The organism is Micromonospora sp. DT228, assembly GCF_049841595.1.
GTDB lineage: Bacteria > Actinomycetota > Actinomycetes > Mycobacteriales > Micromonosporaceae > Micromonospora.
Genome location: NZ_JBNCKO010000007.1, coordinates 252,072 through 277,812 on the forward strand (window position 1 = coordinate 252,072; position 25,741 = coordinate 277,812).

Here is a 25,741-nt window from a genome sequence, read left to right on the forward strand (position 1 = left end):
TCTCCCGGTTGGCGGGAGAGTGCGCAGGCTGACGGCGTGCTCAGTCGCCGTCGGTCTGGCCCACGCCGTTGAGGTAGGCGAGGACGGCGAGGACGCGGCGGTGGCCACTGTCGGTGACCGCGAGGCCGAGTTTGTGGAAGATGTTGCCGATGTGCTTGTGCACGGCGTTGTCGGTGATGACAAGCCGGCCGGCGATCGTGGTGTTGTCGTGCCCCTGCGCCATCAGCGCGAGGACCTCGCGTTCGCGGGGGGTGAGAACGGCGATCGGGTCGCTGCGGTTGACGAGGAGTTGGGCGATGACCTCGGTGTCCATGGCGGTGCCACCGGCGGCCACCCGGCGCAGCGCGTCGACGAACTCGTCCACCCGGCTGACGCGGTCCTTGAGGAGGTAGCCGACGCCGCCACCGGTGGTGGAGAGGAGTTCGGCGGCGTACTGCTGCTCGACGTACTGCGACAGCACCAGGACCGGCAGGCCGGGGTGCTCCCGTCGGGCCTGCAGGGCGGCTCGGATGCCCTCGTCGCGAAAGGACGGCGGCAGCCGGACGTCGACGATTGTGACGTCGGGCCGGTGGTCCCGCACAGCGGTGAGGAAGCCGCTGGCGTCGCCCGCGATGGCGACGATGTCGAACCCCACGCTGTTGAGCAGCAGTTCCAGTCCGCTGGCCAGCAGCACGTTGTCTTCGGCGATCACGACCCGCACGGCAACTCCATGGTGATCGTCGTCGGCCCGCCGGCCGGACTGTCGACGTCGACGGTGCCGTCGAGCGCGAGCACCCGACGACGGATGCCGGCCAGGCCGGTGCCCAACTGATCGTCGGCGCCGCCGGCACCATTGTCGGTGACAACCACCGACAACAGGTCCGCCGTGCGGCGCACGCGTACGCCGGCCGTGGTCGCCCGGCTGTGTTTGGCGACGTTCGTGAGTGCCTCGGCGACGGCGAAGTAGACGACCGACTCCACCGCCGCCGGTACCGTTTCGAGGTTGTCGACGTCCAGCCGGGTCGGTACGCCACAGCGAGCCGTCACCGCGGTCAGTGCGCCGGTGAGACCGCGGTCGGCGAGGATCGGCGGGTAGACGGTTCGGATCACGTCGCGGAGTTCGGTCATCGCCTCCTCGGTTCCCTCGTGCGCGTCGCGAAGAAGTCCTTCCAGGAACTGTTCGTCCCGGGGATTGTCGGACAGCGCCCGCCGGGCCACGGCCAGCCGCATCGCGATGGCCACCAGCCGCGCCTGGGTGCCGTCGTGCAGGTCGCGCTCGATGCGGCGCAGCTCCGCGCCGTGTGCGTCGAGCACGTCCGCCCGGGTACGGGTCAACACGGCGACCCGGTCGGCGAGCTGTTCGGCTGCCGAGTGCGACAGCACCACCAGGCAGAGCCGGGCGTGCGCGCGGGCGATCGGCACGAACGCCAGGTACGCCAGCGCGGCGAGCAGCAGGATCTGCAGCGGACCGAGGGTGAGGGCCGCCGCCCAGTCGGTCACCGGAATGTCGACGAACAGCCGTGGTCGACTCTCCGGCGCGAACGCCCACCACAGTGGTGTGGCGACCGCCGCGGTCAGGAGGTTGCCCACGCACAGCAGCGCGAACAGGCCGAGCGCCACTCCGGTGGTGAGGTTCACCGGCAGCCAGAGCAGGTCGCGGGGCGTGGCCGGATCGGTCCACGCCTGGCGTCCCCTCGCCCGCAGGGGCGGGCGGGACGTCAACGGCGTCCCGAGCAGTCGCCCGGCGCGGTCACGATGCCAGTTCGCCCACCGTCGGGCGAGCCTCGGATGCCACAGCAGCGGCAGCGCGAGCAGCGTGGCGATCCCGGTGGCCAGCGATCCCAGGAGGTAGACCCCGGCCCGCCACACCTGCGCCCATCGTCGAGCCGACGTCACCGGATGCCCTTTCTGCTCGGGGCGGCGTCCCCTCGCGTTCCCGACACGACGGCGAGTCTGCCCGGTGGCCACCACCCGCGGCACTACAGCCAGCTGTACCTCGCATCCGGTGGTACAGGGTATCGGTATCCGACACCGCGGACCCTAGCGTCGGACGAATGAGGTGCGACAGCAGGAACCCATCGAGACGGCGCGGGGCGCTTGTCGAGGCCACCGCGACCCGGTCGCGGCCGCCGGGCGCGATGCCGACGTCCACGACGCCACCGTGCGCCGTGCGACTGCACTCGGTGTCGAAGGTCTACGGGTCGGGGAGGAACGAGGTACGCGCTCTCGACGGGGTCACGGCCGAATTCCCGCGCGGTACGTTCACCGCCGTCATGGGCCCGTCCGGGTCCGGCAAGAGCACGTTTCTGAACTGCGCGGCCGGTCTGGACCGCCCGACGTCGGGCCGGGTCGTGCTGGGTGACACGGACCTGTCCGGCCTGTCCGAGACCGGGTTGACCGAGCTGCGCCGGGACCGTATCGGGTTCGTCTTCCAGGCGTACAACCTTCTCGGTGCGCTGACCGTGGCGGACAACGTCACGTTGCCCGTCCGGTTGGCCGAGAGGTCTGTCGATCCCGAGCGACTCACGGATGTCCTCGCCGCGGTCGGGCTCACCCAGCAGCACGACCGGCACCCGAGTCAGCTCTCCGGTGGCCAGCAACAGCGGGTGGCGATCGCCAGGGCGCTCATCAACCGACCCGACCTGGTGTGCGCCGACGAGCCGACGGGTGCGCTGGACAGCCGTACCGGCCGGCAGGTCCTGGCACTGCTCCGGAAGATCGTCGACGACCTGGGGCAGACGGTGCTGATGGTGACGCACGACCCGGTCGCGGCCGCGCGGGCCGACACCGTGCTGTTCCTCGCCGACGGCCGGTTGGCCGGCGAGATGGCCCGACCGTCCGTCGAGCAGATCGCCGAGCGGATGACCCACCTGGGGGAGCCGTGAGCCGCCGCGTGCTGTCGAAGCGCGTGCTGGCGCTGGCCTGGAGCACGATCAGGGGGCGCAAGGGCGGGTTCGTCGCGGCATTCGTCGCGGTGCTGTGCGGCTCGGCGGTGATCACGGCCTGCGGGATCCTGCTGGAGAGCAGCGAGCGCTCGGGCGTGCCGCCCGAGCGTTACCAGGCTGCCGACCTGGTGGTGGGCGCCAGGCAGGCGCTGCCGGTGGCCGACGACGTGGATCCCCGGTTCGGCGAGCGGGCCACTCTGCCGGCCGACCGGGTCGGCGACGTCGCGCGGCTGCCTGGCGTGCGGGAGGCGATCGCCGACGTCACCGTCCTGGTCAGCCTCGTGACGGCGGACGCCGAGGTGCTCGCCGGGCCGGCCGGCACCCCCACACTCGGGCACGGCTGGCAGTCGGCGGCGCTCGGCCCGTTCGTCACGAACGCCGGCCGGGCCCCGACCGGGCCGAACGACGTGGTGCTGGACTCCGCGCTGGCCGAGCGGGCCGGCGTCACCGTCGGCGCGTCGGTGCGACTCGCGGTCGGCTCGAACACGTCGACGTACCGGGTGGTGGGCATCGCGGGTCCACCTGGAGGTCGACTCGCCCGGCAGTCCGCCGTGTTCTTCACCGATGACCGGGCCCGGGAACTGACCGGCCAACCGGATCGGGTGGACGCGATAGGTGTGCTCGCCGCACCGGGTGTCAGTGCCGACGAGTTGGCGAGCGCCATCGAGGCGGCGGTCGCCGATGTGGTCGTCTACGCCCACCGGGACCGGAGCGAGGCCGAGTTCCTCGACATCGGCAACACGCGTTCGTTCATCAGCGAGCTGTCCCTGGCGTTCGGCGGCAGCATGGTCCTGGTCATCATGATCGTCGTGGCGAGCACGCTCGCCCTGTCCGTTCGGCAGCGGCTGCGGGAACTGGCGCTGCTGAGGGCTATCGGCGCGACCCCGAAGCAGGTGCTCGGCATGATCTCCGCCGAGACCATCGTGGTGGGCACGCTGGGGGCGGTGCTCGGGGTGATTCCCGGCATCGGCCTGAGCCTCCTCCTCCGCGAAGCGTTCATCCTGGTCGGCGCGGTACCCGACGACTTCGAGCTGTCGATCAGCCCGCTGCCGGTACTCGGGGCAGTGGTGCTGTGCCTGGTCGGCGCTCGTCTGGGCGGCTGGATAGCCGCCCGGCGCGCGGCCAGGCTCAGGCCGGTGGACGCGCTCGGCGAGGCCGCGGTGCAACCACCCACACTCGGGTGGATCCGGTTGACAGGCGGCGTGCTGCTGGTCCCCGCCGGTCTCGCCATGGCGTTCGTGCTGCCGCTTGTGCTACCCGGCGAGGGGGCCGCGGAGAGTGCCGCCTTCTCCGCGTTCCTGCTCATCTTCGCCGTTGCGCTGCTGGGGCCACGGTTGCTTCAGGGCGCCGTCAGCGTGCTGGGACCCTGGTTGAACCGCCGGCCGGGCGTCAGTGGGTTCCTCGCGACCGCGAACGCGCACGCCAACTCGCGGCGACTCGCCGCGGCGACCACTCCCCTGATCATGGGCATCACCCTGGCCGCCGGGCAACTCTTCAGCGCAACGACCGCGAGCGCGGCCGCCCAGGATCAGGCCACGGACGGACTGCGCGCGGACTACACGGTCACGTCCACGTCCGCCGGCGTGTCGCCCGAGGTCGCGGACATACTCCGGGGGGTGTCCGGCGTCTCGGCGGTGACGCCCGTCGTCCGCACGCGGACGCTTGCGGTTTTCGGACCGGAGGGCAGCTCCCAGATCAGGACCTACGCGGCTCAGGGGGTGATCGGTGACCGGCTCGCCGAGACCATGGATCTCGCCGTTCTCGACGGCGACGTCGCGAATCTGCGGGGCGACACGGTGGCGTTGAGCCGGATGGCGGCGGACACCCTCGGCGTCGCACTCGGCGATACCGTCGACCTCCGCCTCGGTGACGGCACGCCGATCAGACCCACTGTGGTGGCGCGGTACGACAGGGGGCTCGGCCTCGGTGACGTCACGCTGCCGCACGACCTTGTCCTGGAGCACACCACCGACCGCCTGGACTTCGCGATGCTTGTCGCGGCGTCCGCGGGCACCGACGTCGGGGCACTCGGCGATGCGTTGCGCGCCGCCGTCCAGCACCTCCCGACCGTCCGGGTGAACGACCGCGAGTCGTTCATCGCCGCGCGGAGCGCCGCGGCCGCCGGCGAGTCGGCGACGGGTCTGATCCTCAACGCGGTCCTGCTCGGCTACCTCGCGATCGCCGTGGTGAACACCCTGGTGATGGCGACCGCCGCACGCTTCCGCGAATTCGCGCTGCTCCAACTGGTCGGGGCCACCCGTCGCCAGGTGTTCGCGATGATGCGCGGCGAGACGAGGATCATCGTGGTGGCGGCAGTCCTCATCGGAAGCCTGGCCGCCACCCCGTCGGTGGTCGGCACGAGCATCGCGCTGACCAGGATGCCGATCCCGTCCGTTCCACCGCTTGTCTACCTGGGAATCGTCGCGGTCGCCGCGCTGCTCGGCTCGGCCGCCATCATGATCTCGACCCGGTTCGCCATGCGGTCGCGGCCCGTCGTCGCGATAGGTGTCCGCGAGTGACACCCCTGGTCCGGGGTATGGCCACCTGGCCTGGTCAGAGCCCGGCCGCTGCGTCGTACCGGCGGCGCTGGTCGGCCATCTCCGACTCGGCGAGCGCCTCCTTGAGCGCCAGGTCCGCGTACTTGGCCGGGAACATCTGCTTCACCCGGTCGGTGAACATGACCTCGGCGGTCGCCTCGACGACCTGGATGCCCGGCGGATCCTTGGACATGTCCATGATCACGGGACCGGCCAGCTTGACCGCCACGTCCCAGGGGCGCCCCCGCTCCGCGACCCCGCAGAGGTGGAAGCCGTAGACCGTGCGTACGTCGGCGAGCGCGGTGACCTCGGTCGGCTCGTAGCCGTAGACGCGGACCCCGCAGATCACCGCCGGCTTCTCCCCGGCGGCCGCCTGCTGGGCATTGTGCCCGGCGTGGTTGTGCTGCCCCGGGTCCGCCTGTTCGAGCGTGGTACGCATCCGGGCCATGATCTGCGTCTGCAGATCCGCCGGCTTCGTCTCCGGGTCGTCCCGGTTGACGAGTACGACCGCGCCGGCCGACACCGCCAGCAGGATCACCGCCACCCACACCAGGCGGTGCCGGTACCAACCCGCGAAACTCTCTCGGGAAACCATGATTGCTTCTCACCTCGTCGCCGGGTCTGTGCGCTGGCAGTTACGTACGGCGGGCGCGCGGATGCCTGCCCGGCAGGACGCCCGTCGTCATGGCGATGACCCGGCGGCACGGCGGGCGAGCGCCCGCCAAGGCGGCGCGCTGCCGGCACTGCGCTGCTCCCGTGCTGGCCGTTCTCAGCACGGTTGCCCCCGCGCTGCGGCGATATGAGCCCATTCCAACACGTCTGGATGCGCCCTGGCAACATCGACGTGCGTCAGCGTGGGTCCGGCCTGGTCACCCCTCGATCGCGGCGACGTCGGTGACCCGGCCTGATCGAGGCGGGCGCACGTGTCGTCAGGAGACCCCGAACTCCCAGAGTGAGTAGCCGTACTGGTTGACGCGCTCGGTGCCCGTGACACGGACGAACCGCGCGGCCGCCTTGTCAGCCGGGATGAGCACCGGGCCAGCCGCTCCCGCCGTCGTGGCGAAGATCCTCTTCCAGGAGGCGCCGTCGACCGAGACGTCGACGTGGTAGGCGGTGGCGTAGGCGTGCTCCCAGTTCAGCGTCACGGTCGTGATCGCATACACCTCGCCGAGATCGACGGAGATCCACTGGGGATCGGCGAACACGCTGCCCCAACGGGTCGTCGCGTCGCCGTCGACCGCGTACGAGGCGTTCCACCAGGCCTTCTCGGAACTGGAGGCGGTCGCCGGGCGGCGCAACGCCAGGTTTCTGCCCGAGGGGTTCGCCAGGCCGGAGACGGCGCCGTTGGTCTTCGGCGCTGAGCCGCCGGGGGGTTTCGCGGCGCTGCCGGTGGCGGCGCGGCTTGCCGCGGGCGATGCCGGTGCGGGCGGTGCCGGAACGGGTGGCGCGGACGCCGACGGGGCCGACGGGACCGACGCCGACGAGGTGGGTGCCGCGTTGGGCGGGCCACTCCCGGGCGGCAGCGGCGGTCCGTAACCCGGACCTGCGGTGATCACGATCTCGCCGTCCCCGGGCGGGGCTGTCGGGTCCTCGGCGCGATCGTTGGGCAGCCGGCTGCCGAGCGCGACCGCGGTGACCGCTACCAGCCCGACCAGCAGGAGCGACACCGACCAGGGCCGGAGCAGAACACCGAAGGGACGACTCCCGGTCGCGGCGGTCGGCTGGTCGGGCGCGGCCTCCGGCTCGGCAGGAGCGGCGGCTGAGGGCGACATCGGCGCGGTGCGCGGCGCGGCGCCAGCAACGGGTTCCGCGTCGTCCGACGACCGGTCGACCGGGGCCGGAAGCGGTGCCGGCGGCAGCGGGGTCCCGGCGTCCGGCTGGGCGGCGGCGTCCGGCCGAGCCGGCGACGGGCCGGTCGGAGTGGCGGTAGCCACCGGCACCGCCGGTGGCGCGGTCGACGCCGGTGTGACCGCCCTGGGTGGCCGGAGCACAGTCGGTGCAGTGTCCGATCGGTCCTCGACGGGCCGGCGCGGCACCGGCATCCGGGTACGGTCGGCGATCGGGACCGGCGGCGCGGACCGCGGCGGCGCAACGGTCGCGGAATCGGCGGACGGTGTCGCGAAGGGTGGCAGTCCGCTCAGCGCCACTGCCCGCTGCACGGGGGGTCGGCGTTCGCCCGGGGCCGCTGACACGCTCGCGCCCGAACCCCGGTCACCGGCTTCCGGCGTCGGTTGGCGCGCTGCCGCTGGGCCTTCGCCGGGCGGCACGGACTCGGGCGTCGACCCTCGCTCAGGACTTTCCATGCTCGTGACTCTCCCGCTCTGTGCAGCATCCGTGATCGTCCTGGCCGCAATCACTCTCTCCACCGTCGACACGCGGCGGCACCGTGCACCACCCGGACGCCAGCGCGGCCGGCGGCGCGTCCTCCACCAGCAGTGCCCGTGCGCCGACCGGGCAGCCGAGGTAGTTGGCGAGCAGCCGCAGCAGGGGCTCGGTCAGCTGGCCACCCTCCACCCAGACCACCTCGCCACCGCCGACCCAGGACGGCCGACGGTCGGCGACGACAGTGGCGAAGTCCCAGGCGGTGACCGGCTGGCCCGCCAGAAGGAACGGCCGCCGCCAGTCCGGCCCGCGCGCCGCCACCACGGTACGGAGACCGGACCCGTCGGCCCGTCGCCGGATGTCCGCGGCGGATTCCTCGGAAATCCGGGCCAGCGCCAACAGCGGCTCGTCGTCATCCGGGGCGCCCTGGGCGCGCGGCGGTGTGGACCGGGCCGGTGCCCGCAGCTCGACCAGGTCGTCCTCCCGAAAGGGGAAGGACGAGGCGAGGCGCACCGCCGGGCGGGGCGTACGGTCCACCCGGCGGGGCAGGCTCGCCCACCAGCCATCCGTCCGTCGACCGATCGTGACGACCTGCATCTGGTCGGCCACCTGCTGCTCGATCTCCGGGGCGACGGGCACGGAGGAGACCAGCAGGACCGGACGCGGATCGGCCTCCCGGTACGCGGCGATGATCTCGCCCAGTTGGCCGGGTTCGACCTCGCCCGCGTCGGTGTGCACCGTGCCGGCGCGGGCGTCGGCGCTGAGCAACACCGCGAAGAGCCGGTCGTCGCGGTGCCACCAGCGTGGGGGTGTCGAGCGCTGTGCCGCGAGCACCACGTCGGGTCGGTCGACCGGGTCGGGGGCCAGCAGGTGGCTCAGTTCCTCCGGAACGAACCGCGTTCGGGCCCGCACGCTGCCCGGCAGTCGGTTCAGCAACAGGTGCAGGATCGGCAACACGTCGTCGGACAGGGGCAGACCCGGCAGGCCGACGGCGATCGTGAACCACTGTGGATGCCACGGACGACGGCGGACGTCACCCGTGTGCTGGCCGGCGAAGGGGGGCCGGACCCAGAGCCCGAACTGGGTGGGCTCGACCACCCAGCGCTCGTCGAGCCGGAACGTGCCCGGGCCGGCCGGTCGCAGGTCCGCGAGGAAGTCGACAGTCCCGATCGGCGTCGGCGGGACGCCCGGAGCGCACCGCAGCCGTGCCACCGGGGGCGTCCACCAGGTGTCGCCGCCCGGGTCGATCGCGACCGACACCAGTCGGTGCTCGTCATCCAGGATCGGCAGGCCGGCCGCGACCTCGACCGGGCGGTCCCAGCGGTCGGCGACCGCGGCGGCCAACCGCAGCGCCTCGTCCGCGGCCTCGCCGTACGGGGCGATGACCATCGAGGGGTCCAGCGCGTCGAGGATCGACAGTGCCGCCTCGACGCCGGGCGTGGCCGCGCCGGGGCGCCCGAGCACCACAGTCACCCGCTCGGCGTCCATCGGCACCGCGAGCGCCAGGTCGTCCAGGCTCGGGGCTGGCAGCTCCGGCGAGTCGGCGTAGAGCCACAGGCCGGCCGGCACGCAGTGCGCTCTGATGCCCGCGCCGACGTGCCGGACCAGGGTGTCGACCTCGGCCTCCCAGGGCGGTGGCGGGTACCGGTGGCCACCGTCGGAGATGCTGCCGTCGACCCGGAACCAGCGCCACCCGTCGACGGCGAACAGGCCGCCCCCGGGAACGAGCAGGAGCTGACCGCTCGGCGCGTACACGTCGGCCTGGAGCTGTCGGGCCAGGGCCGCGGCCGGCGGCGGCCCGGTTGTCGGGGTCGTGCCGGTGCCGCTGACCGCGAGGCGGGCAGCCGCCCCGGGCGGAACGGCGATCGGCAGGACCTCGGTGATCAGTGCCCAGTCGTCGGGGTCGACGATCTGGCCGACCACTGTCACCACACCACGCTCCGAGGGCAACAGGCGTGCCATCGCGACGATCGTGCCGTCCGGGTCCGGCCCGACAACCGCGAGGTTGTCCGCGACCCACCGCAACGCGTTCGCGGAGCCACGCCGTGGGCCGCTGCTCAGCGGCGCTGAAGCTGCCGACATCACCGGCGACACCCGGGACGCATCCAGAGCAACCGATGAGACCGCTCCCACGCGAGCCTCACCGATCCTGTCTCATCTCGTTCCACCAGCACCCCACCCCGAGAACCACCACATAGTTGACTCGGGACAACAATTTGTCAATCGGTGGGGATGCCGCCCACGGCACGCCTCGTCAAGCCGGACGCGACGCATGTCGGGCAATGATAAGGCCCCGGTGTTTCCGGCGTGCTGCGTCGGCTGAGCCCTGTCTCACACCCCGGCGACGCCCACCCCGACGACGCCGGTCGGCAGGTCCTCGACGGTGAGCAGCGCCATCTCGGCGGTCGTCACGTCTGACGCGGCCGACAACCGGGAAGCCTGCAGGTCCGCCATCCGCTCGAAGACCTTACGGGCCTCCCGGCCGTTGCCGAAGGTACCGTCCTTGGGGATTCGGTCGAAGTGGGTCAGCAGCGCCGACGCCGCGGCGGGGTCCAGCTGGTAGTCGTGCCGGACACACTGGTTCTCCACGATGGTCACCAGCTCCGCCGGCGTGTAGTTGGCGAACTCGATGGTCCGGCTGAAGCGTGACTCCAGACCGGGGTTCGCCTGGAGGAAGCGTTCCATGTCCGCGGAGTAACCGGCGGCGACGACCACCACCTCGTCCCGGTGGTCCTCCATCAGCTTCACCAGGGTGTCGATGGCCTCCCGACCGAAGTCCGGCCCACTGCCACCGCGACTGTTGCTCAGGGTGTACGCCTCGTCGATGAAGAAGACCCCTCCGAGGGCCGAGTTGAACGCCTCGGTGGTCTTGATGGCGGTGCCGCCGATGATCTGCGCGACGAGGTCGGCGCGGGCGACCTCGACGAGGTGCCCCTCGCGCAGCACTCCCAGCTCGGCGAGAATCCGCCCGTACAGCCGCGCGATCGTGGTCTTGCCAGTGCCGGGCGCGCCGGCGAAGACCAGGTGCCGTGCCATCGGCGGGGCGGACAGCCCCGCCTCCTGGCGGCGCTTGGACATCTTGTTGAGGTTGACCAGCGAGGTCACCTCCTGTTTCACCCCGTGCAGTCCGACGAGGGACTGCAACTCCCGCAGTGGGTCGGAGCCGCGGGCGACGATGAGTCGCTCCCCCTTGGGCGCCGCCTCGGCGGCGGAGGTGGTCGTGGCGGTGGCGACGGCCGCCGTGCCGTACGCGTCGGGGAGCTTGTTGCGGGTGCTGACGAGCTCCTCGACAGTCAGTTGGCCGTCCGGGACGGTCTGCCGCACGCCGGCGCCCTGGTTGTCGCGCACCACGCAGCCGATCAGCCGTACGGAACCGCCGGTCCGCACCGCGATGCCATCGCCACCACTCGCGGTGAACTCCGAGTCGGTCACCGTCCCCCGCGACTCGTCGCCGAAGACGCAGGCGTCACCCTTCGCCGCGTGGACCCTGCACCCGGTCAGCGAGATGTCCCCACCGGCGCCCACCGACACCCCCTCGGCGCCCGCGTCGGCGATGTCGCAGTCACTGAACGAGGCCGTCGCGTCGGCGACGACCACACCCGCGGCGGCGCTGCCCCGCATGCTCAGCCCGCTCAACGACGGCTGGGCGCGGCCGCTGACCGCGATGCCGACGCCGCCGCAGCGTTCGATCGTGAGATTCTCGAACCGGCCACGGGCACCGTCGACGACCTCGACAGCCGCACCGTCGCACCCGTGGACCTGCAACCTGTTGACGAACGGGTCCGCGCCACCTCCGAGGTGGACCCCCACCCCGGTGCAGTCGCTGACCACCAGGTCGGTGAGTTCGGGCGTGCCGCGGTCGCCGACACTCACGCCGACGCCGGCGATCTTCGTGGCGGCGCACGCCTCCAGCCGCCCGCCCGCGCGGCCGGTGAAGCGGAACCCGGTACGCCGGGCCCCGCTCACCCGACAACGGCGTAGGACAGGTGCGCACCGCTCGTCGGTGAAGACCCCGTCGGCCGCACAGCCGTCCACGGTGCAGTCCTCCAGCAGGCACGCCCCGGCGGTGGCCAGGTAGATGCCGACGCCAAAGGTGTCGCGGACGCTCAACCGGCGGACGGTGATCTCGGCCTGCTGCTCGGCGGCGAGCGCGGGCTTGCTCGTACCGATGATCTCGCTGTCCTCGATGGAAATACGGCCCTGGCCGTTGAGGCAGATGCCGTTGCCGCCCGCGTCCCGCACGGTGCACGCGCGGACCCGCAGCTCACCGCGCTCGGCGACGACGACGCCCGAGGTGCCGAGACGCTCGATCCGGCAGTCGTCGAGCACGCTGCCGGCCGGGGAGGTCACCACGACGCCGGCGCCGACCTCGTTCGTCACGAGGCTGTCGCGCATGGTGAGTGAGCCGCTGTCCCGGACGAAGACGGCCGCCCACGACGACGCGACCAGCTCACACTCGGTCACGCTCAGTTGGCCCACCATCAACGCCAGTGCTGGGCTGTCGGCATCGGTCGCAATGATCGACAGTCCGGACAGCGCGGCCGACTCCGCCGCGAGGACGACCGGGATGCCGGACGGCGCGGTCAGCTTCACGGTGCCCGGCCCGTCCTCGGCGGTGATGGTGACGATCTTCGTCAACACCAGGTTCTCGGTGTAACTGCCGGGCTGCACGCTGATCACCGACCCGTCCGAGGCCGCCGCCAACGCGTCCGTGAGCGTCCGGTAGCCGGAGGCCGCCGACTGGGTGACGGTGATTCGCCGCTGGTTCACGCTCGTCCTACCTCCACAGACACCGAGACTCCCCGATGCGGCTGGTTACGCGGACCTACGAAAGGTTGGCGCTGTTGTCTTTGTCCTGGTCCACGAGCGCGTCGACCGCGCCATGCCCCTCACGGGCCAGCTCTCTGACCCCGTCACGCACCGTCGCGACGTAACCCAGCGTCTGTTCGGCGTTGGGCTCCCGCTGCTGCGCGAATTTGCGACCGTGTTCGTCGGTGCCCCACGGTTCGTTGAGGCTCGCCCGAATGTTCCTGAGCCGGGTCAGGGCGTCTTCGATGTCGTCGGCGACGCTGCCGACCACCTTGAAGAGATGGTGGGCCCCCTCCGGGTCGACCCTCGTCTCGTCAGCCATCGGCCCGGCCCGCCTCGCTCTTCGCGGCCCGGACGATCGACGGCAGGTCGATCGCGGAGGTCATCAGTGATCCGACGACCACGTCGAGATCCACCTTCCCGCCGGCCAGGTCGCCGAAGGAGACGCCGGGCACCACGTCCCGGCCGGCCATTTCGTCGATCTTCCCGAACGCCTCGGCGCGGCCCCGGCGCAGCGTCTCGACCAGCAGGCTGCTCAGCTCGTTGGGTGCCATGCCGCGGTACTTGGTGTTGTGGAACGTCAGCTTCACCAGCTCGCCCCGGCCGTCGAACACGGCGCTGAGCATCTTGTTGGGCGACTCGACGGTGGTGCTCGCCGCGCGCATCTTGGCCTGGAACTCATCCAGTTTGCGCCGCTCCTCGGCGAGCATGGCGAAGACCGCGTTCAGTCCTGAGCCGCCTGGCCCGTGGTCGGTCTGGTCAGCCATTCCGGTCACCCCTTCTCCCGTCCCCGAGCTCCTTGCGGAGCCCTTCCCGAATGTGCTCGTCGACCCGTTCGCTGCGCCCGAGCACGTTCCACCCGGCATCGGCGTCCTTCCACACCGTCGGGTCGCCCTGGGCGAGCGTGCTGCTGCGACGCTGCCCACCGGCCTCGCTCTGCATGCCACCCATGCCGCCCATGCCGCCCATCCCTCCGCCCATGCCGCCCATCGGCATGAGCGGCATCATCGGGAGGCCGCTGCCCGCCCCGCCGCCGCCTCCGGACGGCGAACCGGCAGCCTCACCGGGCTGACTCGCCCTGATCGTCGGCGCCGCCGGACGGAAGAGGTCGACGGCCTGGGAATCCGCCGCGAGCACGACCCCCGGCGGGTCGTCCCGCGCGGACGCGGTGCGGGCGTGGCGGACCCCCGGCTCGTCGTCGGTCTCGGCCGTCGGCGGGTTCTGACCGCCGAGACCGATGCCGACCTCGCGGTACGTCTCGGACAGGCCATCGAGTACGACCCGCGCCCGGCGGTCCCACTCGTCGTCGGGTGGGCCGTTGTCGGCAGCTCGTTGAGCCTGGAGATCCCGTACCCGCGCCTGCCCGACGCCGAGGGCGTTCGCCGTGACCCGCAACTGCTGTCCGCACTCGGCTTCGTCCAGGGCGTGCACCAACTGCCGGGTACGACGTGACGGTTCGCTCAGCCGTACCCCTGCGGCCTGGGTGCTCCGCCAGGCCTCGTCCAACTCGCTCAACGCCCGGTCGAACGACTCGACGATCGCCCGCAGGCCGCTGCGGGCCTCGTCGAAGAGTCGGGCGGACGTCTCGATGTCCACCGGGGACGCCGCGTCGAGAGCGAGAGCGATGTCCTGGAGTGTCAGTGGTTGCCCGGCCGGGCCTCTTCCCGCGATGTCCACGGGTCAGCTCCTCCCCACGGCCTTGCTGGACACGGCGTCGCCGTCGTCGCCCCACATGCCGTCCTCGCCGACGAGCCACGTGTTGCGTTCGCGGTCCCGGTCACCCTGGTTGCCCATGCCGCCGCCCATCGGCGGGGACATCGGCATTCCGGAGCCGGCGGCCTGACCGGCCTGGGCGCCGGCTGACAACGCCGACGACGGCGAGCTAGCGGGGTCCGCCGAGGCCACCGGAGCCAGCTCGAGTGGGGCGGGCAGGTTCTCCCCGCCGCGCTCGCCGCCACTGCCGGACCCACCGCCACCGCCGCCGAAGTCACCACCGGAGCCGCCACCCGAACCGCCACCGGATCCACCCGGGCCGCCACCGGATCCGCCCGCGCCAGCGGTGGACTTGCCGTTGAGGTAGTCCGAGATGGACGAGGGCCCGCCGCGCTCGTCGATCAGGTCGTCGATGGCCTCGTCGGCGGCCTCCTTGGCGTCGGTGAGCGCCTCCACCCGCGTCTCGCGTTCGGCCGCGGTGTCGCCCTCGCCCTTGCCGGCCCGCTCATCCTTGATCATCTCGTCGAGGGTCTCGGTGACGGAGTCCCTGGCCTCGGCCAGGGCACTGTCGCGAGCCTTCTCGACGGCCTCGTCGCTCTTCCCTGGACCGCCGTCGCCCTTGTTGTCGCCCTTGCCGTCGTTCTTGCCGTCGTCCTTGCCGTCGTCCTTGCCGTCGTCCTTGCCGTCGTCCTTGCCGTCGTTCTTGCCGTCGTCCTGGCCCATCAGGTCGTCGATCGCGTCGTCGGCCGCGTTGCGGGCGTCCCCGAGTGCGTCCTCACGGGCCTGCTTCGCCTCGGTGTCCGCGCCGCCGTCCGGCGTGCGATCGTCCTTGACATCGTCGATGGCACCGTCGACAGCCTTCTGCGCCTCCTCGAACGCCCGCTCCCGCGCCTCGTTCGGGGTGGTGTCGCCGGCACTCTCGTCCTTCAGCTCCTCGATCGCCTCGTCCGCGGCCTCCCGGGCGTCCTCCAGCGCGTCCTTGCGGGCGGCATCCTTCTCCGGATCACCTGTCGGCTCGTCGATCAGCTCCTCGATCGCCTCGTCCGCCGCCTCCTGCGCCTGCTCCAGTGCGTGGTCGCGGGCCTGCTCGGCGGCCGGATCGGCGGTCGAGCCGCCCTTCAGATCCTTGATCGCCTCGTCCGCGGCCTTGCGCGCATCCTCCAGCGCGTCCTTGCGCGCCTCCTCGGCGACCGGGTCAGCCGACGACGTCGGCGGTAGTCCCTCCTTGGAATCGCCGCCACCCTTGAGGCCGTCGATCGCGTCGTCGGCGGCCTTCTTCGCATCGTTCAGCGCTTCCTGACGCTCCGCATCCCCGCCGGGTGCCGCGCCCGCGCTGCGCTTCGCGCCCGAGTCGGCGCCCCCGCTCGTGGGGGGTGCGCCAGCACCCGCCGAGCCAAGCCCCTGGATCGCGTCGGACGCTGCTTTCTTGGCGTCCTCGAGGGCACCGTCGCGCCCGGGGTCACCGGTCTTGAGGTCATCGATGGCGTCGGTCGCCGCGCCCTTCGCGTCACTCAGCGCCTTGTTTCGGGCAGCGTCACCACCAGGGACGCCACCGCCGGTGGGCGCGCCCCCACCCAAACCCGAGGGCGCGCCCCCGCCGGAACCCGAGGGCGCTCCTCCGCCGGAACCCGAGGGCGCTCCTCCGCTGGAGGTCAGTGGAGCTAACTCCATGGGGGTCGTGATGCCTTTTGTCGGTGGCGCTTCACTGCCGGAGCCGTTGGACAGGCCCTCGATCGCGCCGGTCGCGGCCTTCTTCGCCTCGTCGAGCGCGGCGTCGTGCGTGGGGTCGCCGTTCTTCAGCCCGTCGATGGCCTTGGACACCGCGCCCTCGGCCTCGTCGAGGGCCTTCGCACGGCCGTCGCCACCCTTGTTGTTCCCGCTGTTCCCACCGCCACCACTGCCGCTGCCGCTGCCGCTGTTCCCGCCGCTACCGCTACCGCCGCTACCACTGCCGCTACCGCTACCGCTGCCGCTGTTCTCGTTCTTTTTGTCGTCCTTCCTGTCGTCTTTTTTGTCGTGGCCGCTGCTGGTGTCGATCGGCTTCAGCAGCGCGATGTCGAGCTTGGGCAGCCGGCCACCGATGTCCTCGTAGGTCGCCGACAACGACATCAGCCGAGCGCGCAGGTTCGACATGATCCAGCGCTCGCCGGCCTGGTAGGCCTGCCCCCAGCCACGCTCCTTGTCCGCCTGCTTGGAACTCTGGTCGTCGACGCCGTCGTAGATCCTGTCGATCTCGGTGGTGACCCAGTCCCGCAGCCGGTCGGTCAGCCGGTGACCCGTTTCGATGATGTCCCAGAAATCGCGGCGGAAGCTCACGATGGCATCGCCGACGTTGCCGACCTTTGTGCCGTACGCGTTGCCGTCGAGGACGTTGTAGACGCCCTCCCTGCTCTTGTCGACAAGCTCGGCGACATGGGTGTCGAAGGCGGTGGCGGCCTCTCCGACGAAGGCTGGTTTCGCCCCACCCGTCAGTTGCTTGGCCAGCTTGTCGAACTCCTCCAGGACGAGGTCGAGCTCGACCTCGGCCTTGTTCAACGCCTGCTCCGCGTCGGCCCAGCCGCCCTCGGCGTTGAGACCGGGCTCGGTGATGTCCGCGACGAACGGGCCGATCTGCGTCCACACCTCGTAGTTGCGGAACGTCTCTCCCGTGGGTGGGCTCTTCTCGTCGAAGGACCCGACTTCACCCGTTGGCACGATTCCCCCACCGCTCGGACTCGTCACGATCTGCCGGAATGCGCCGAGGAGCCCGTGGGCCCCCCGGCGTCACCTCGAAACGCTCAGCGGTTGCCGAACCGGTTGCCGGAGCGAATGTCCTGCTCCTTCATGTCGTCCGCACGAATTCCCAGTTCCTTGGCGAGCTCCGCGACGATGGTGTTCATGTCGGCGAAGTTGTCCTCGATCTGCTTCGAAAGCTGGTTGTAGTTCGCGGCCGCCGGCCCCGTCCAGGTGTCGAGCGCGTGGCCGGTCTCCTGGGACAACTTCTCGATGTAACCCTCGACGTCGCGGTTGACCCGCTGCATCTGCGAGATGCCTTCGAAGATCTGGTCGTACTGGTAGCCGATGAGGCCGCCGTCGGTCATTGCCGGGTCCCTTTCCGATCGGTTGTGCTGGCTCAGATGTCCTTGAGAATGCCCACACCGATGGCGCCGACCTGGCCGGCGTTCGCCAGGTCCTGCGCGTCGAAGTCCTGCACCGTGCCGTCCACGTTGCCGGCCATCTCGTTGAGGTCGGCGACGATGCGGGTCACTTCCTCCATCCAGTCGTCGCGCGCCTCCAGCAACGCCTTGATCATGGCCCCGTCGCAGTAGTCGTCCATCAGGTCGACCGCGGCACTGAACCTGCTCTTGGCGCTGTCGACGTCGCCGGCCGTCTGTCGGTGGTCCCCCGCGACCCGGTTGGCGGTACTCGGATCGAGGGTGGTATTACCGTTCGCCATGGCTTCCTCTCCCTGCTCTGGACTGTGGTGATCCGGTATTTCTCGCCTGGTGGGGCTCATGCAACCAGCGGGTATGGCGGCCGAGTCGCCCCGGCGGGCCCGCCGGGCCCTTCGCGGGGAAAACCCCCGTCAACCACCCCAGGTCTCGCTCACCAGCGCCGCGGCCGGGTCCAGCGCCGGACCGGTCGGCAGCAGTTCCAGCAACTCGGAAGGGACGTCGACAGGCGTCGTGCCGGCGTAGCCGAGCGCCTCCGCGCCCCTGGGCGGCAGCGGGAACTTCACGCCGTACTCGGAGACGAGATAGAGCGCCCCACCACCGCCCGGCGCGTACGGGTTGCGGGCGAGCACCCCCGTGCCGGCGGCGATCAGGATCCGGTCCACGATGCCGCCCGCCGCGACAGCGGTCCGCGGCACCGGCAGGGCGGACCGCGCCGCCGACGTCGAGATCCTGGTCAGGGTGACAGTCACCGCGTCCCGCGCCGGCCGGAAGCCCACGCAGGGCAGCACTGACGCACCGCTCACCGGTTTCGGCGGCTCGGGCGGATAGCCGTCCACGAACTCGGTGCTACTGGCGACCGTGGCGCCCGCCAGTTCGTCGGGCCGCGCGGGAATCGGCGCGACCCCACCTCCGGGGTACGCCGCCTGAATCGCCGGATCAGCCAGGACCAGGGCCGCGGCGGTGCGGCTCAGCCGCACGAATCCGTCCGAACGGGACAGGAACAGCTCGGGTGCGTCGCCGACCGGCTTACGTACCTCGTACACCTGGCCGAGCAGGCTGACTCGCCCGCCGATCGCCGGTCCCGGCCGCCCGCGGTCGCCCACCGCGGGGAAGGCGAGGTCCCGACCGGCCGGGATGGGGTTGAGCCACGCCGGGGTCACGAACACCGGTTCGACGGCCGCGTAGCCCAGCGCCACCGCGGCCTGGTCGGCCAGGTGGTGACGGCGTCCCTGCCAGACCAGGTATCGCTGGCGGTCGGTCGTCTGAACCAGAAACCCCTCCCGCTCGGTCAGTGCGACAGGCCTGGCGAGGTCACCCAGGAGCAGCGTGGTGGCGGCCGTGCCCGAGGGCTCGGGCGGTTGGGCGCACACCGTCCACGCACCCGAGTAGAGCCGGCCCGCCACCGGCACCGTGTCGGGTGCGCCCGGTATGCCGATCGGGGCCCCCACCGGTACGCCGCGCAGGGAGTTGCGGGAGACCTGGACGAGGCGTGCCGGGCTGCCGCTGCCCAGCACCAGGCGGGCGGTGGCGTAGTTCAGCACCGGTCGGAGCTGCCCCTCGATCAGCAGGTACCGCGCGCCGGTCTCCTTCACCGCGATGACGACACCCGCCTGCCGCCAGGAGGAGTCACCACCGGGTCGGAAGATGCCGTAGATGCCGAAGCCACCGGCGACGACGATGGCCAGCAGGATCCCGATGACCAGGCCGAGGATCGGACGTTGGTTCGGCGGCTCGTACGGGTCGGGACGGCCCTGCATCACCGCGGAGTTGAGGCGGCTGACCGTGTAGAAGTAGGCGTGGACCTGATCCTTGCGGGACTCCATCAGCTGGCCCAGGCCCGGACCATCTGGTAGATCCCGAGCACCGCGCCGAGCACCGGGATCAGGGCCACCGCGAGAAGGATCTCCAGCACGTCCACGGTCCGCGCCCAGTACGGCCGCAGCCGACGGCCGGGCAGCGTGGACGCCGCGGTCAGCACCGCGCCGGCGACCGCCACCACGGTGGGCACCAGGACGGCGGCCCGAGCAACGCCCTCCTGGTCCGCCGCGTACCGGAGCAGGGTGAACAGGACCAGCGCCAGGGCCGGGGTCATCGTCGCCCAGCGTGCCAGCAGGCCGCTCAGGTGCCGGGCCCGCATGCCCAGCAGGGTGGCCGCCAACAACGCCAGGATCATCTCCCAGCGCCCGCCGGTCACCAGCAGCGCCGCGGCCATCAGGACCTGCGCGGCGCCCACCCCGATCGTGAGCGCGGCCAGGTACGCGAGACCCGCGCTCCCCCGTTCCACGACGATCCGGTGGGGCTCGGGGTCGATGTCCTCGGAGAGTTGCTCGGGCTTGCCGGGCAGCAGCGGCAACGTCAGCCCGCCGAGGCGGAACGCAGCCGGCGGCAGCATCAACGCCGCCACCATCGAGAAGACCAGCCCACACGCGGCGGCCTCCGGTGGGGTCACCGGACCGGCCGCGGTGAGCAGCGCCGGCACCGCGACGCTCACCGCGAGGGCGAGCGCTCCGGCGAAGAGCAGGCCGGCGTCGGCCACCGCGGAGAGCCCGGCGGCGAGCGTCACCACCGCGGCCATTGCCGCCAGGCAGATCCGCACCGAGAGTGCCGAGTGCGGGGCGATCGCGACCGCCCCGAGCCAACCGGCTGTCGCCGAGTATCCCGCCGCCGCCATGGCCAGCAACGTCCCCGTCTGCGGGTCCGGGACCGCTCGGCTGACCAGGCCGGCGGCGGCGAGGAGCACGACGGTCAGCGCCGCGGCGACCGTGGCACGCACCACCGCCGGCCCACCGAGCCAGAGCACCACCAGGCCCACCGCCAGCAGCACCGCGCCGTCGGTGAGCAGCATCGCGCGGGTGCGGGCCACCGTCCAGCGCCACGGGCTGGTACGCGCCTGCTCTCCCACACCGTCGACCAGGTCGTCGAAGTCGATCGGCGGCAACTGCTCGGCTCGGGGCAGCAGGTGCAGCGTCTCGCCGTCGAGCAGGTTCAGCTCGACGGCCGAGTGCTCCTCGTGCAGCGGCGGCTCGCCGACGCGCTGCACCACCCACCCGTCGTGCTCGGCGCCGTGGTCGGCGGCCTCCGGGTTGAGTTGGAGCAGCACCGACGGCAGCAGGTCGACGAGCGGCGCGTCCCCGGGTAGGGCCACGTCCACGGCATGCGAGCCGAGCACGAACCGGAGACGTACGGGTGCCGAGAGGCGCTGCGTGCTCAACCGTTCCATCTCGGTGGGTCAGTGCTTGTACGGACGGTAGTAGCGGCCGTCGTAGTAGTAGGGCTGCAGGTCCGTCCACCAGATCTCGACGCCGCCCGGACCGGTCTGCTGCTTACCGTCGATCTCGTAGTACCGGTACGTCTTGCCCCGGAAATCTTCGTCGTTGGACGGGTTGTGGACGTACCTTTCCCCCGACGGCTCGTGATGCGGATCGAAGTGCTCACCGGTGGAGAGCGGCTTCTCCTCCGGCTTCTTCTCGTCCGGCTTCTCCCCCTCCGGCTTCTCCGGCGTCTCCTCACTCTTGTCGAGCCGGGAATCGGGATAGCCGTCGATGTCCTTGAGGTGCGGGTTCTCGCGGAGGTCGAGGTTCTTGTCGTCCTTCGGCCCCACGCCCTTGACGTCGAGGAAGTCGTCCATGCCCTCGATGTCGCCCGGCTTGAAGGGCTTGATCAGGTCCTTCCCCGGGTCGATCGTCAACTTGTCCACCTCGGAGCCGTAGTCGCCGGTCTTGTAGCTGGACTTCTCCCGCACCTTCTTCGGCGTGAACTCGGCGTCGCCCATCCCGCCGACGACCTTCTTGGCGTCCTTGTTGAACTTGGCCACCGCCTCGGCGTTGGTGCCGTCGATCCGCTCGTAGTCGTCGGCGATCGCGTACAGACCGGTGTTGATCTCGTCGAACGCCCGCTGTAGGTACTTCACGTGTTCGACGATTGCGGCCCGGCGGTCGGCGAACAGATCCTCCAGCCATACCGCCGCGTCGAACTTGCCGGCATTCGGCTTCATCTTCGCCAGCTTGTTGAAGACCGACTGATGGTCTTCCAGAAGGGCGCCGATCTTCTTGCCGATGTCCCGCAACTGGTCCGGGGTAACGCGTGTCTCCGCCACAACCGCCCCCTCCTGCTATGGTCACTGCTGTTCGTTTCTCCGGCGCCGGGTCTGCCTCCACAAGCGAGACCGCGGCCTCCGACATCGCTCCCGGGTCGAGCGCCGAATCCCCAGGACGATAAGCCCGCTGTCGCGCGCCCGACGGGTGCTCGGCAGGCGATCGGGCCGATCGGAGGGAAACCCCTCACCGAAGGAGACGAACGTGGGCACGGTGCCGTACGTCCGTAAGGCTCGCCGCGCCGGCCCGGTCGCGCCGGCCGAGGAGATCGCGCTCCAGGAGCCGCCTGTCATCCCCGAGCCGGCCGAGCGGGGCCTGAGCGCCGTGCTGATGCTGGCGCCGATGGCCATCGCCTCGCTCGCGATGGTGCTCATGTTTTTGCGACCCAACGCGGGCGCACTGGCCTATGTCGGCGTCTGCCTGATGGTGCTCTCGGCGATCGCGATGTTGATCGTGCCGTTGATCCGCAACGCCGGGCAGCACAAGCACCGGCTCAACGGTGAGCGCCGCGACTACCTGCGCTACCTCGGCCAGGTTCGGCGCAAGGTGCGCGCCGCGCTGACCGAGGAGCGGCGCGCCGCCCGCTGGCTGCACCCGGACCCGGGCGCGCTGTGGTCGATGGCGCTCAGCCAGCGGCTGTGGGAGCGGCGTACGGCGCACAACGACTTCGGCGAGGTACGCGTGGGGCTCGGCACCCGCCGCTCGACGGTGCGGTTGGCCGCACCGAACAGTAAGCCGCTGGAGGATCTGGAGCCGTTGGCCGCGCATGCCCTGCGTCGCTTCCTGCGGGCCTACTCCACCCTGCAGGACGCGCCGATCGCCATCTACCTGCGCGGCTTCTCGCGGATCGGGTTCGGCGGCGACGTGTCGGTGGCCCGGTCCACGGTGCGCGCGATCCTGGCTCAGCTCACCGTCGCCCACTCCCCGCAGGATCTGTTGGTGGTGATCGCCACCGCCCGGGGGCCGGAATGGGACTGGGCCAAGTGGCTGCCGCACGTGCAGGACGACACCGTTCCCGACGTCACCGGCACCCGGCGGAGGTTCGCCATCGACGGGACCGAGATCGAGGAGGCCCTCGCCACGCTGAACGTGCAGGACCGCCCCGGCTACGAGCCGGACTCCCCGGTCACGGCCATCGAGCCGTTCGTGGTGCTCGTTCTCGACGGGCCACGCCTGCCGGCCGGCCACCGCCTCGGCATGGAGGGCTATCGCAACGTGCTCACCCTGGACGTGGGCGCGACGCTGGGCTGGGAGGCGCACCCGCACTCCCTGCTGGTGCGGGCCACCGAGCAGCAGTTGGACATCGTCTCCTTCGACCACCTCGGCAAGTCCAGCAGCAGCCGACTGTGCCGCCCGGACCGGTTGGGCGTGGTGGCGGCGGCGGCGCTGGCCCGGTCGATGGCCCGCTACCGGGTGGGAGCGGGCACCGACACCGAGGAGCCGCTGGCCACCGACTACGACCTGGCCGGCCTGCTCAAGCTCGGTGATCTGACCGCCCTGGACCTGACCGCCTACCGGGCCGGGCGGACGGCGGCGCAACGGCTGCGGGTGCCGATCGGCATGTCGGCCACCGGCACCCCGATCGAGCTGGACATCAAGGAGGCCGCCGAGGGCGGCATGGGCCCACACGGCATGCTGATCGGCGCCACCGGTTCGGGCAAGAGCGAGTTGCTCCGTACGCTGGTGCTGGCGCTGGCCGCTCGGCACACCTCCGAGGAGCTGAACCTCGTCCTCGTCGACTTCAAGGGCGGGGCGGCGTTCCTCGGCTTCGAGCGGCTGCCGCACACCTCGGCCGTGATCACCAACCTGTCCGAGGAGTTGGAGCTCGTCGACCGCATGCAGGACGCGCTGACCGGTGAGTTGAACCGTCGCCAGGAGCACCTGCGGGCGAGCGGATACCCGTCCCGGCGCGACTACGAGAAGGCGCGGACCGAGGGTGTCGTGCTGGAGCCGATGCCGGCGCTCTTCATCGTCGTCGACGAGTTCAGCGAGATGCTCAGCAGCAAACCCGAGTTCATCGACGTCTTCGCGATGATCGGCCGGCTGGGCCGCAGCCTTGGCGTGCATCTACTCCTGGCCAGTCAGCGCCTCGATGAGGGGCGCATCCACCAGATCGAGACCCACCTGTCGTACCGGATCGGTCTGCGGACCTTCTCCTCGATGGAGAGCCGCAGCGTGCTGGGGGTGCCGGACGCGTACGAGTTGCCCAACGTGCCGGGCAACGGTTACCTGCGACCGGACACCCAGACCCTGATCCGGTTCAAGGGCGCCTACTGCTCCGGGCCGTGGCGACCGCCGCACCAGCGCCGCCTCCAGGCGGTCCAGGGTGGTCTCGTTCCGTTCGGCACCGAGTATCTGCGCCCCGAGGCGCCGGTGACGCCGGAGCCGGACGAGGCGCAGGAAAACGAGGAGAAGCCGCCGGTCATGGCCGACGTGCTGCTGTCCGTGCTGCACGGGCACGGCCCGGCCGCGCACCAGGTGTGGCTGCCGCCGCTGACGGAGACCACGACGCTGGAGAAGCTGCTGCCGCCGCTGATCGACCACCCCACCCTTGGTCTGGCACCGGTGGGCGGGTACGGCACCGGCCAGCTCGTCGCGCCGATCGGCCTCGTCGACCTGCCCGCGCAGCAACGGCGGGAGCTGCTGCTGGCCTCCCTGGCGGGCAGCAAGGGCAACGTCGGTGTGGTGGGCGGCCCACAGAGCGGCAAGAGCACCCTGCTGCGGACGCTGATCAGCGCGTTGGCGCTGACCCACACCGCCGCCGAGGTGCAGTTCTACTGTCTCGACTTCGGCGGCGGCGCGCTGGGGGCACTGTCGCGGCTGCCGCACGTGGGCAGCGTCGCGGGCCGGCTCGACCGCGACCGGGTGACCCGTACCGTGTTGGAGCTGACGAATCTGATGGCGCGTCGGGAACAGATCTTCGCCCAGCACGGCATCGACTCGATGACCAGCTACCGGCGGGCCCGGCAGGCCGGCGGGTACCAGGACGAGGACCCGTACGGAGACGTGTTCCTGGTGATCGACGGGTGGTACACGGCGCGGCAGGACTTCCAGGAGCTGGACGACCGTTTCGGTGAGATCGCCGCGCGGGGCCTGAGCTTCGGCGTTCACCTGCTCGTCTCCGCCGGTCGGTGGTCGGAGATCCGGCCCTGGCTGCGGGACGTGCTGGGCACCCGGTTCGAGCTGAAGCTCGGTGACCCGGTGGAGTCCGAGGTCAACAGCCGGGTGGCGGCGACCGTGCCGGCCATCCCGGGCCGGGGCATCACCCCGGACCGGCGGCATTTCCTGACGGCCCTGCCCCGCATCGACGGGGTGCCGGAGACCGAGGACCTGGCCGAGGCGACGGCCGAGCTGGTGGAGGCCCTGGACGTGCCCACCGCACCGCGCGCACCGCAGGTACGGCTGCTGCCGGAGGTGCTGCCGGTCGCGGATCTGCCGGTCGCGACCGCGCCCACCCGCGAGGCCGAGATCCGCGTTCCGCTCGGTCTCGACGACGTACGCCTGGCTCCGCTGTGGCACGACTTCGACGCCAACCCACACCTGCTGATCTTCGGGGACACCGAGACCGGGAAGACGAACCTGCTGCGGCACATCGCCCGCAGCGTCGTGGCGCACCACCCGCCCGCCGAGGCACGTGTCGTCTTCGGCGACTTCCGCCGCGAGCTGCACGACGCGATCCCGCAGGCGAACCAGATCGGGTACTCGATGTCGGCGGAGCGTCTCACCGCGACCATCGCCGAGGCGGGTCAGGTGCTGACCGGCCGGCTGCCCGGCCCGGACGTCCCACCGAGCCGGCTGCCCCGACGAGACTGGTGGACCGGTGGCCGGCTGTTCATCATCGTCGACGACTTCGAGCTGATCGAGGGCGGCCGGGACTCGCCGCTGCAACCCCTGCTGCCGCTGTTGCCGCACGGCGCGGAGATCGGGCTGCACCTGATCATCGCGCGGAGCACCGTGGGCGCGTCCCGGGCGATGATGAGCCCGGTGCTGCGTCGGGCCTGGGAGTTGGGCTCTCCCGCGATCCTGTTCTCCTGCCCCCGGGAGGAGGGCACCTTCCTCGGCAACATCCGGCCGCGGACGCTACCCACCGCCCGCGGCCAGTACGTTGACCGCCGGCGCTCGGTCCGCCTGGTGCAGACGCCCGAGGTGCCGGCGCCGGACCGGCCGGAGCAGTGACGTCGTACCGG

Annotated in this window: 18 protein-coding genes; 3 read left to right on the forward strand and 15 right to left on the reverse strand. The window is 71.4% G+C overall.

All coding sequences use genetic code 11. The features are described from left to right. Positions 1–40 precede the first annotated feature (40 nt). Both ACLQ29_RS17020 and ACLQ29_RS17025 read right to left on the reverse strand, forming a co-directional pair. Positions 41–700 (reverse strand): response regulator, encoded by a 660-nt coding sequence (locus ACLQ29_RS17020; protein ID WP_425772503.1) that lies wholly within the window; start codon positions 698–700, stop codon positions 41–43. Beyond that, on the reverse strand, positions 688–1,875 hold the full coding sequence (locus ACLQ29_RS17025) for a histidine kinase (protein WP_425772504.1): 1,188 nt from the start codon (positions 1,873–1,875) through the stop codon (positions 688–690). Before ACLQ29_RS17025 ends, ACLQ29_RS17020 begins: the two co-directional genes overlap by 13 nt. A 242-nt stretch (positions 1,876–2,117) precedes the next feature. Between ACLQ29_RS17025 and ACLQ29_RS17030 the strand changes: the two genes are divergently transcribed. Together ACLQ29_RS17030 and ACLQ29_RS17035 are read left to right on the forward strand one after the other, a co-directional pair. Beyond that, the gene (locus ACLQ29_RS17030) at positions 2,118–2,864 is read left to right on the forward strand and encodes an ABC transporter ATP-binding protein (protein ID WP_425772585.1); all 747 of its coding nucleotides are present in this window, start codon (positions 2,118–2,120) and stop codon (positions 2,862–2,864) included. A gap of 8 nt (positions 2,865–2,872) precedes the next feature. Next, positions 2,873–5,443 carry an ABC transporter permease gene (locus tag ACLQ29_RS17035; RefSeq protein WP_425772505.1) on the forward strand — a complete coding sequence of 857 codons (2,571 nt, stop codon included), beginning with the start codon at positions 2,873–2,875 and terminating at the stop codon, positions 5,441–5,443. 34 nt (positions 5,444–5,477) lie between these two features. On the opposite strand, the gene ACLQ29_RS17040 is transcribed toward ACLQ29_RS17035, so the two are convergent. The 13 genes from ACLQ29_RS17040 to ACLQ29_RS17100 all read right to left on the reverse strand — a co-directional run bounded on the left by ACLQ29_RS17040 (position 5,478) and on the right by ACLQ29_RS17100 (position 21,556). Beyond that, complete coding sequence (locus ACLQ29_RS17040) at positions 5,478–6,056, reverse strand: hypothetical protein (RefSeq protein ID WP_425772506.1); 579 nt, start codon at positions 6,054–6,056, stop codon at positions 5,478–5,480. Between the two features lie 334 nt (positions 6,057–6,390). Beyond that, complete coding sequence (locus tag ACLQ29_RS17045; protein ID WP_425772507.1) at positions 6,391–7,395, reverse strand: discoidin domain-containing protein; 1,005 nt, start codon at positions 7,393–7,395, stop codon at positions 6,391–6,393. Positions 7,396–7,750: 355 nt separating this feature from the next. Next, the gene (locus ACLQ29_RS17050) at positions 7,751–9,865 is read right to left on the reverse strand and encodes a hypothetical protein (RefSeq protein ID WP_425772508.1); all 2,115 of its coding nucleotides are present in this window, start codon (positions 9,863–9,865) and stop codon (positions 7,751–7,753) included. 249 nt (positions 9,866–10,114) lie between these two features. After that, positions 10,115–12,553, reverse strand: a complete 2,439-nt coding sequence (locus ACLQ29_RS17055) for a right-handed parallel beta-helix repeat-containing protein (RefSeq protein WP_425772509.1) — start codon at positions 12,551–12,553, stop codon at positions 10,115–10,117. A gap of 55 nt (positions 12,554–12,608) precedes the next feature. After that, complete coding sequence (locus ACLQ29_RS17060; RefSeq protein WP_425772510.1) at positions 12,609–12,914, reverse strand: hypothetical protein; 306 nt, start codon at positions 12,912–12,914, stop codon at positions 12,609–12,611. After that, positions 12,907–13,359, reverse strand: coding sequence for a YbaB/EbfC family nucleoid-associated protein (locus ACLQ29_RS17065; protein ID WP_425772511.1), 453 nt, complete (start codon positions 13,357–13,359; stop codon positions 12,907–12,909). Before ACLQ29_RS17065 ends, ACLQ29_RS17060 begins: the two co-directional genes overlap by 8 nt. Then, positions 13,352–14,269 carry a hypothetical protein gene (locus ACLQ29_RS17070; protein ID WP_425772512.1) on the reverse strand — a complete coding sequence of 306 codons (918 nt, stop codon included), beginning with the start codon at positions 14,267–14,269 and terminating at the stop codon, positions 13,352–13,354. Before ACLQ29_RS17070 ends, ACLQ29_RS17065 begins: the two co-directional genes overlap by 8 nt. A 3-nt stretch (positions 14,270–14,272) precedes the next feature. Then, complete coding sequence (locus ACLQ29_RS17075) at positions 14,273–16,999, reverse strand: hypothetical protein (protein WP_425772513.1); 2,727 nt, start codon at positions 16,997–16,999, stop codon at positions 14,273–14,275. Between the two features lie 83 nt (positions 17,000–17,082). Beyond that, on the reverse strand, positions 17,083–17,385 hold the full coding sequence (locus tag ACLQ29_RS17080; RefSeq protein ID WP_425772514.1) for a WXG100 family type VII secretion target: 303 nt from the start codon (positions 17,383–17,385) through the stop codon (positions 17,083–17,085). Positions 17,386–17,417: 32 nt separating this feature from the next. Then, positions 17,418–17,741 (reverse strand): WXG100 family type VII secretion target, encoded by a 324-nt coding sequence (locus ACLQ29_RS17085; RefSeq protein ID WP_425772515.1) that lies wholly within the window; start codon positions 17,739–17,741, stop codon positions 17,418–17,420. A gap of 129 nt (positions 17,742–17,870) precedes the next feature. Beyond that, positions 17,871–19,283 (reverse strand): type VII secretion protein EccB, encoded by a 1,413-nt coding sequence (eccB, locus tag ACLQ29_RS17090; RefSeq protein WP_425772516.1) that lies wholly within the window; start codon positions 19,281–19,283, stop codon positions 17,871–17,873. Next, positions 19,283–20,671 (reverse strand): type VII secretion integral membrane protein EccD, encoded by a 1,389-nt coding sequence (gene eccD, locus ACLQ29_RS17095; RefSeq protein ID WP_425772517.1) that lies wholly within the window; start codon positions 20,669–20,671, stop codon positions 19,283–19,285. Before eccD ends, eccB begins: the two co-directional genes overlap by 1 nt. Before the next feature lie 18 nt (positions 20,672–20,689). After that, positions 20,690–21,556, reverse strand: coding sequence for a hypothetical protein (locus ACLQ29_RS17100; protein ID WP_425772518.1), 867 nt, complete (start codon positions 21,554–21,556; stop codon positions 20,690–20,692). A 202-nt stretch (positions 21,557–21,758) separates the two neighbouring features. Between ACLQ29_RS17100 and eccCa the strand changes: the two genes are divergently transcribed. Then, positions 21,759–25,730, forward strand: coding sequence for a type VII secretion protein EccCa (gene eccCa / locus ACLQ29_RS17105; RefSeq protein ID WP_425772519.1), 3,972 nt, complete (start codon positions 21,759–21,761; stop codon positions 25,728–25,730). Positions 25,731–25,741: the final 11 nt, after the last annotated feature.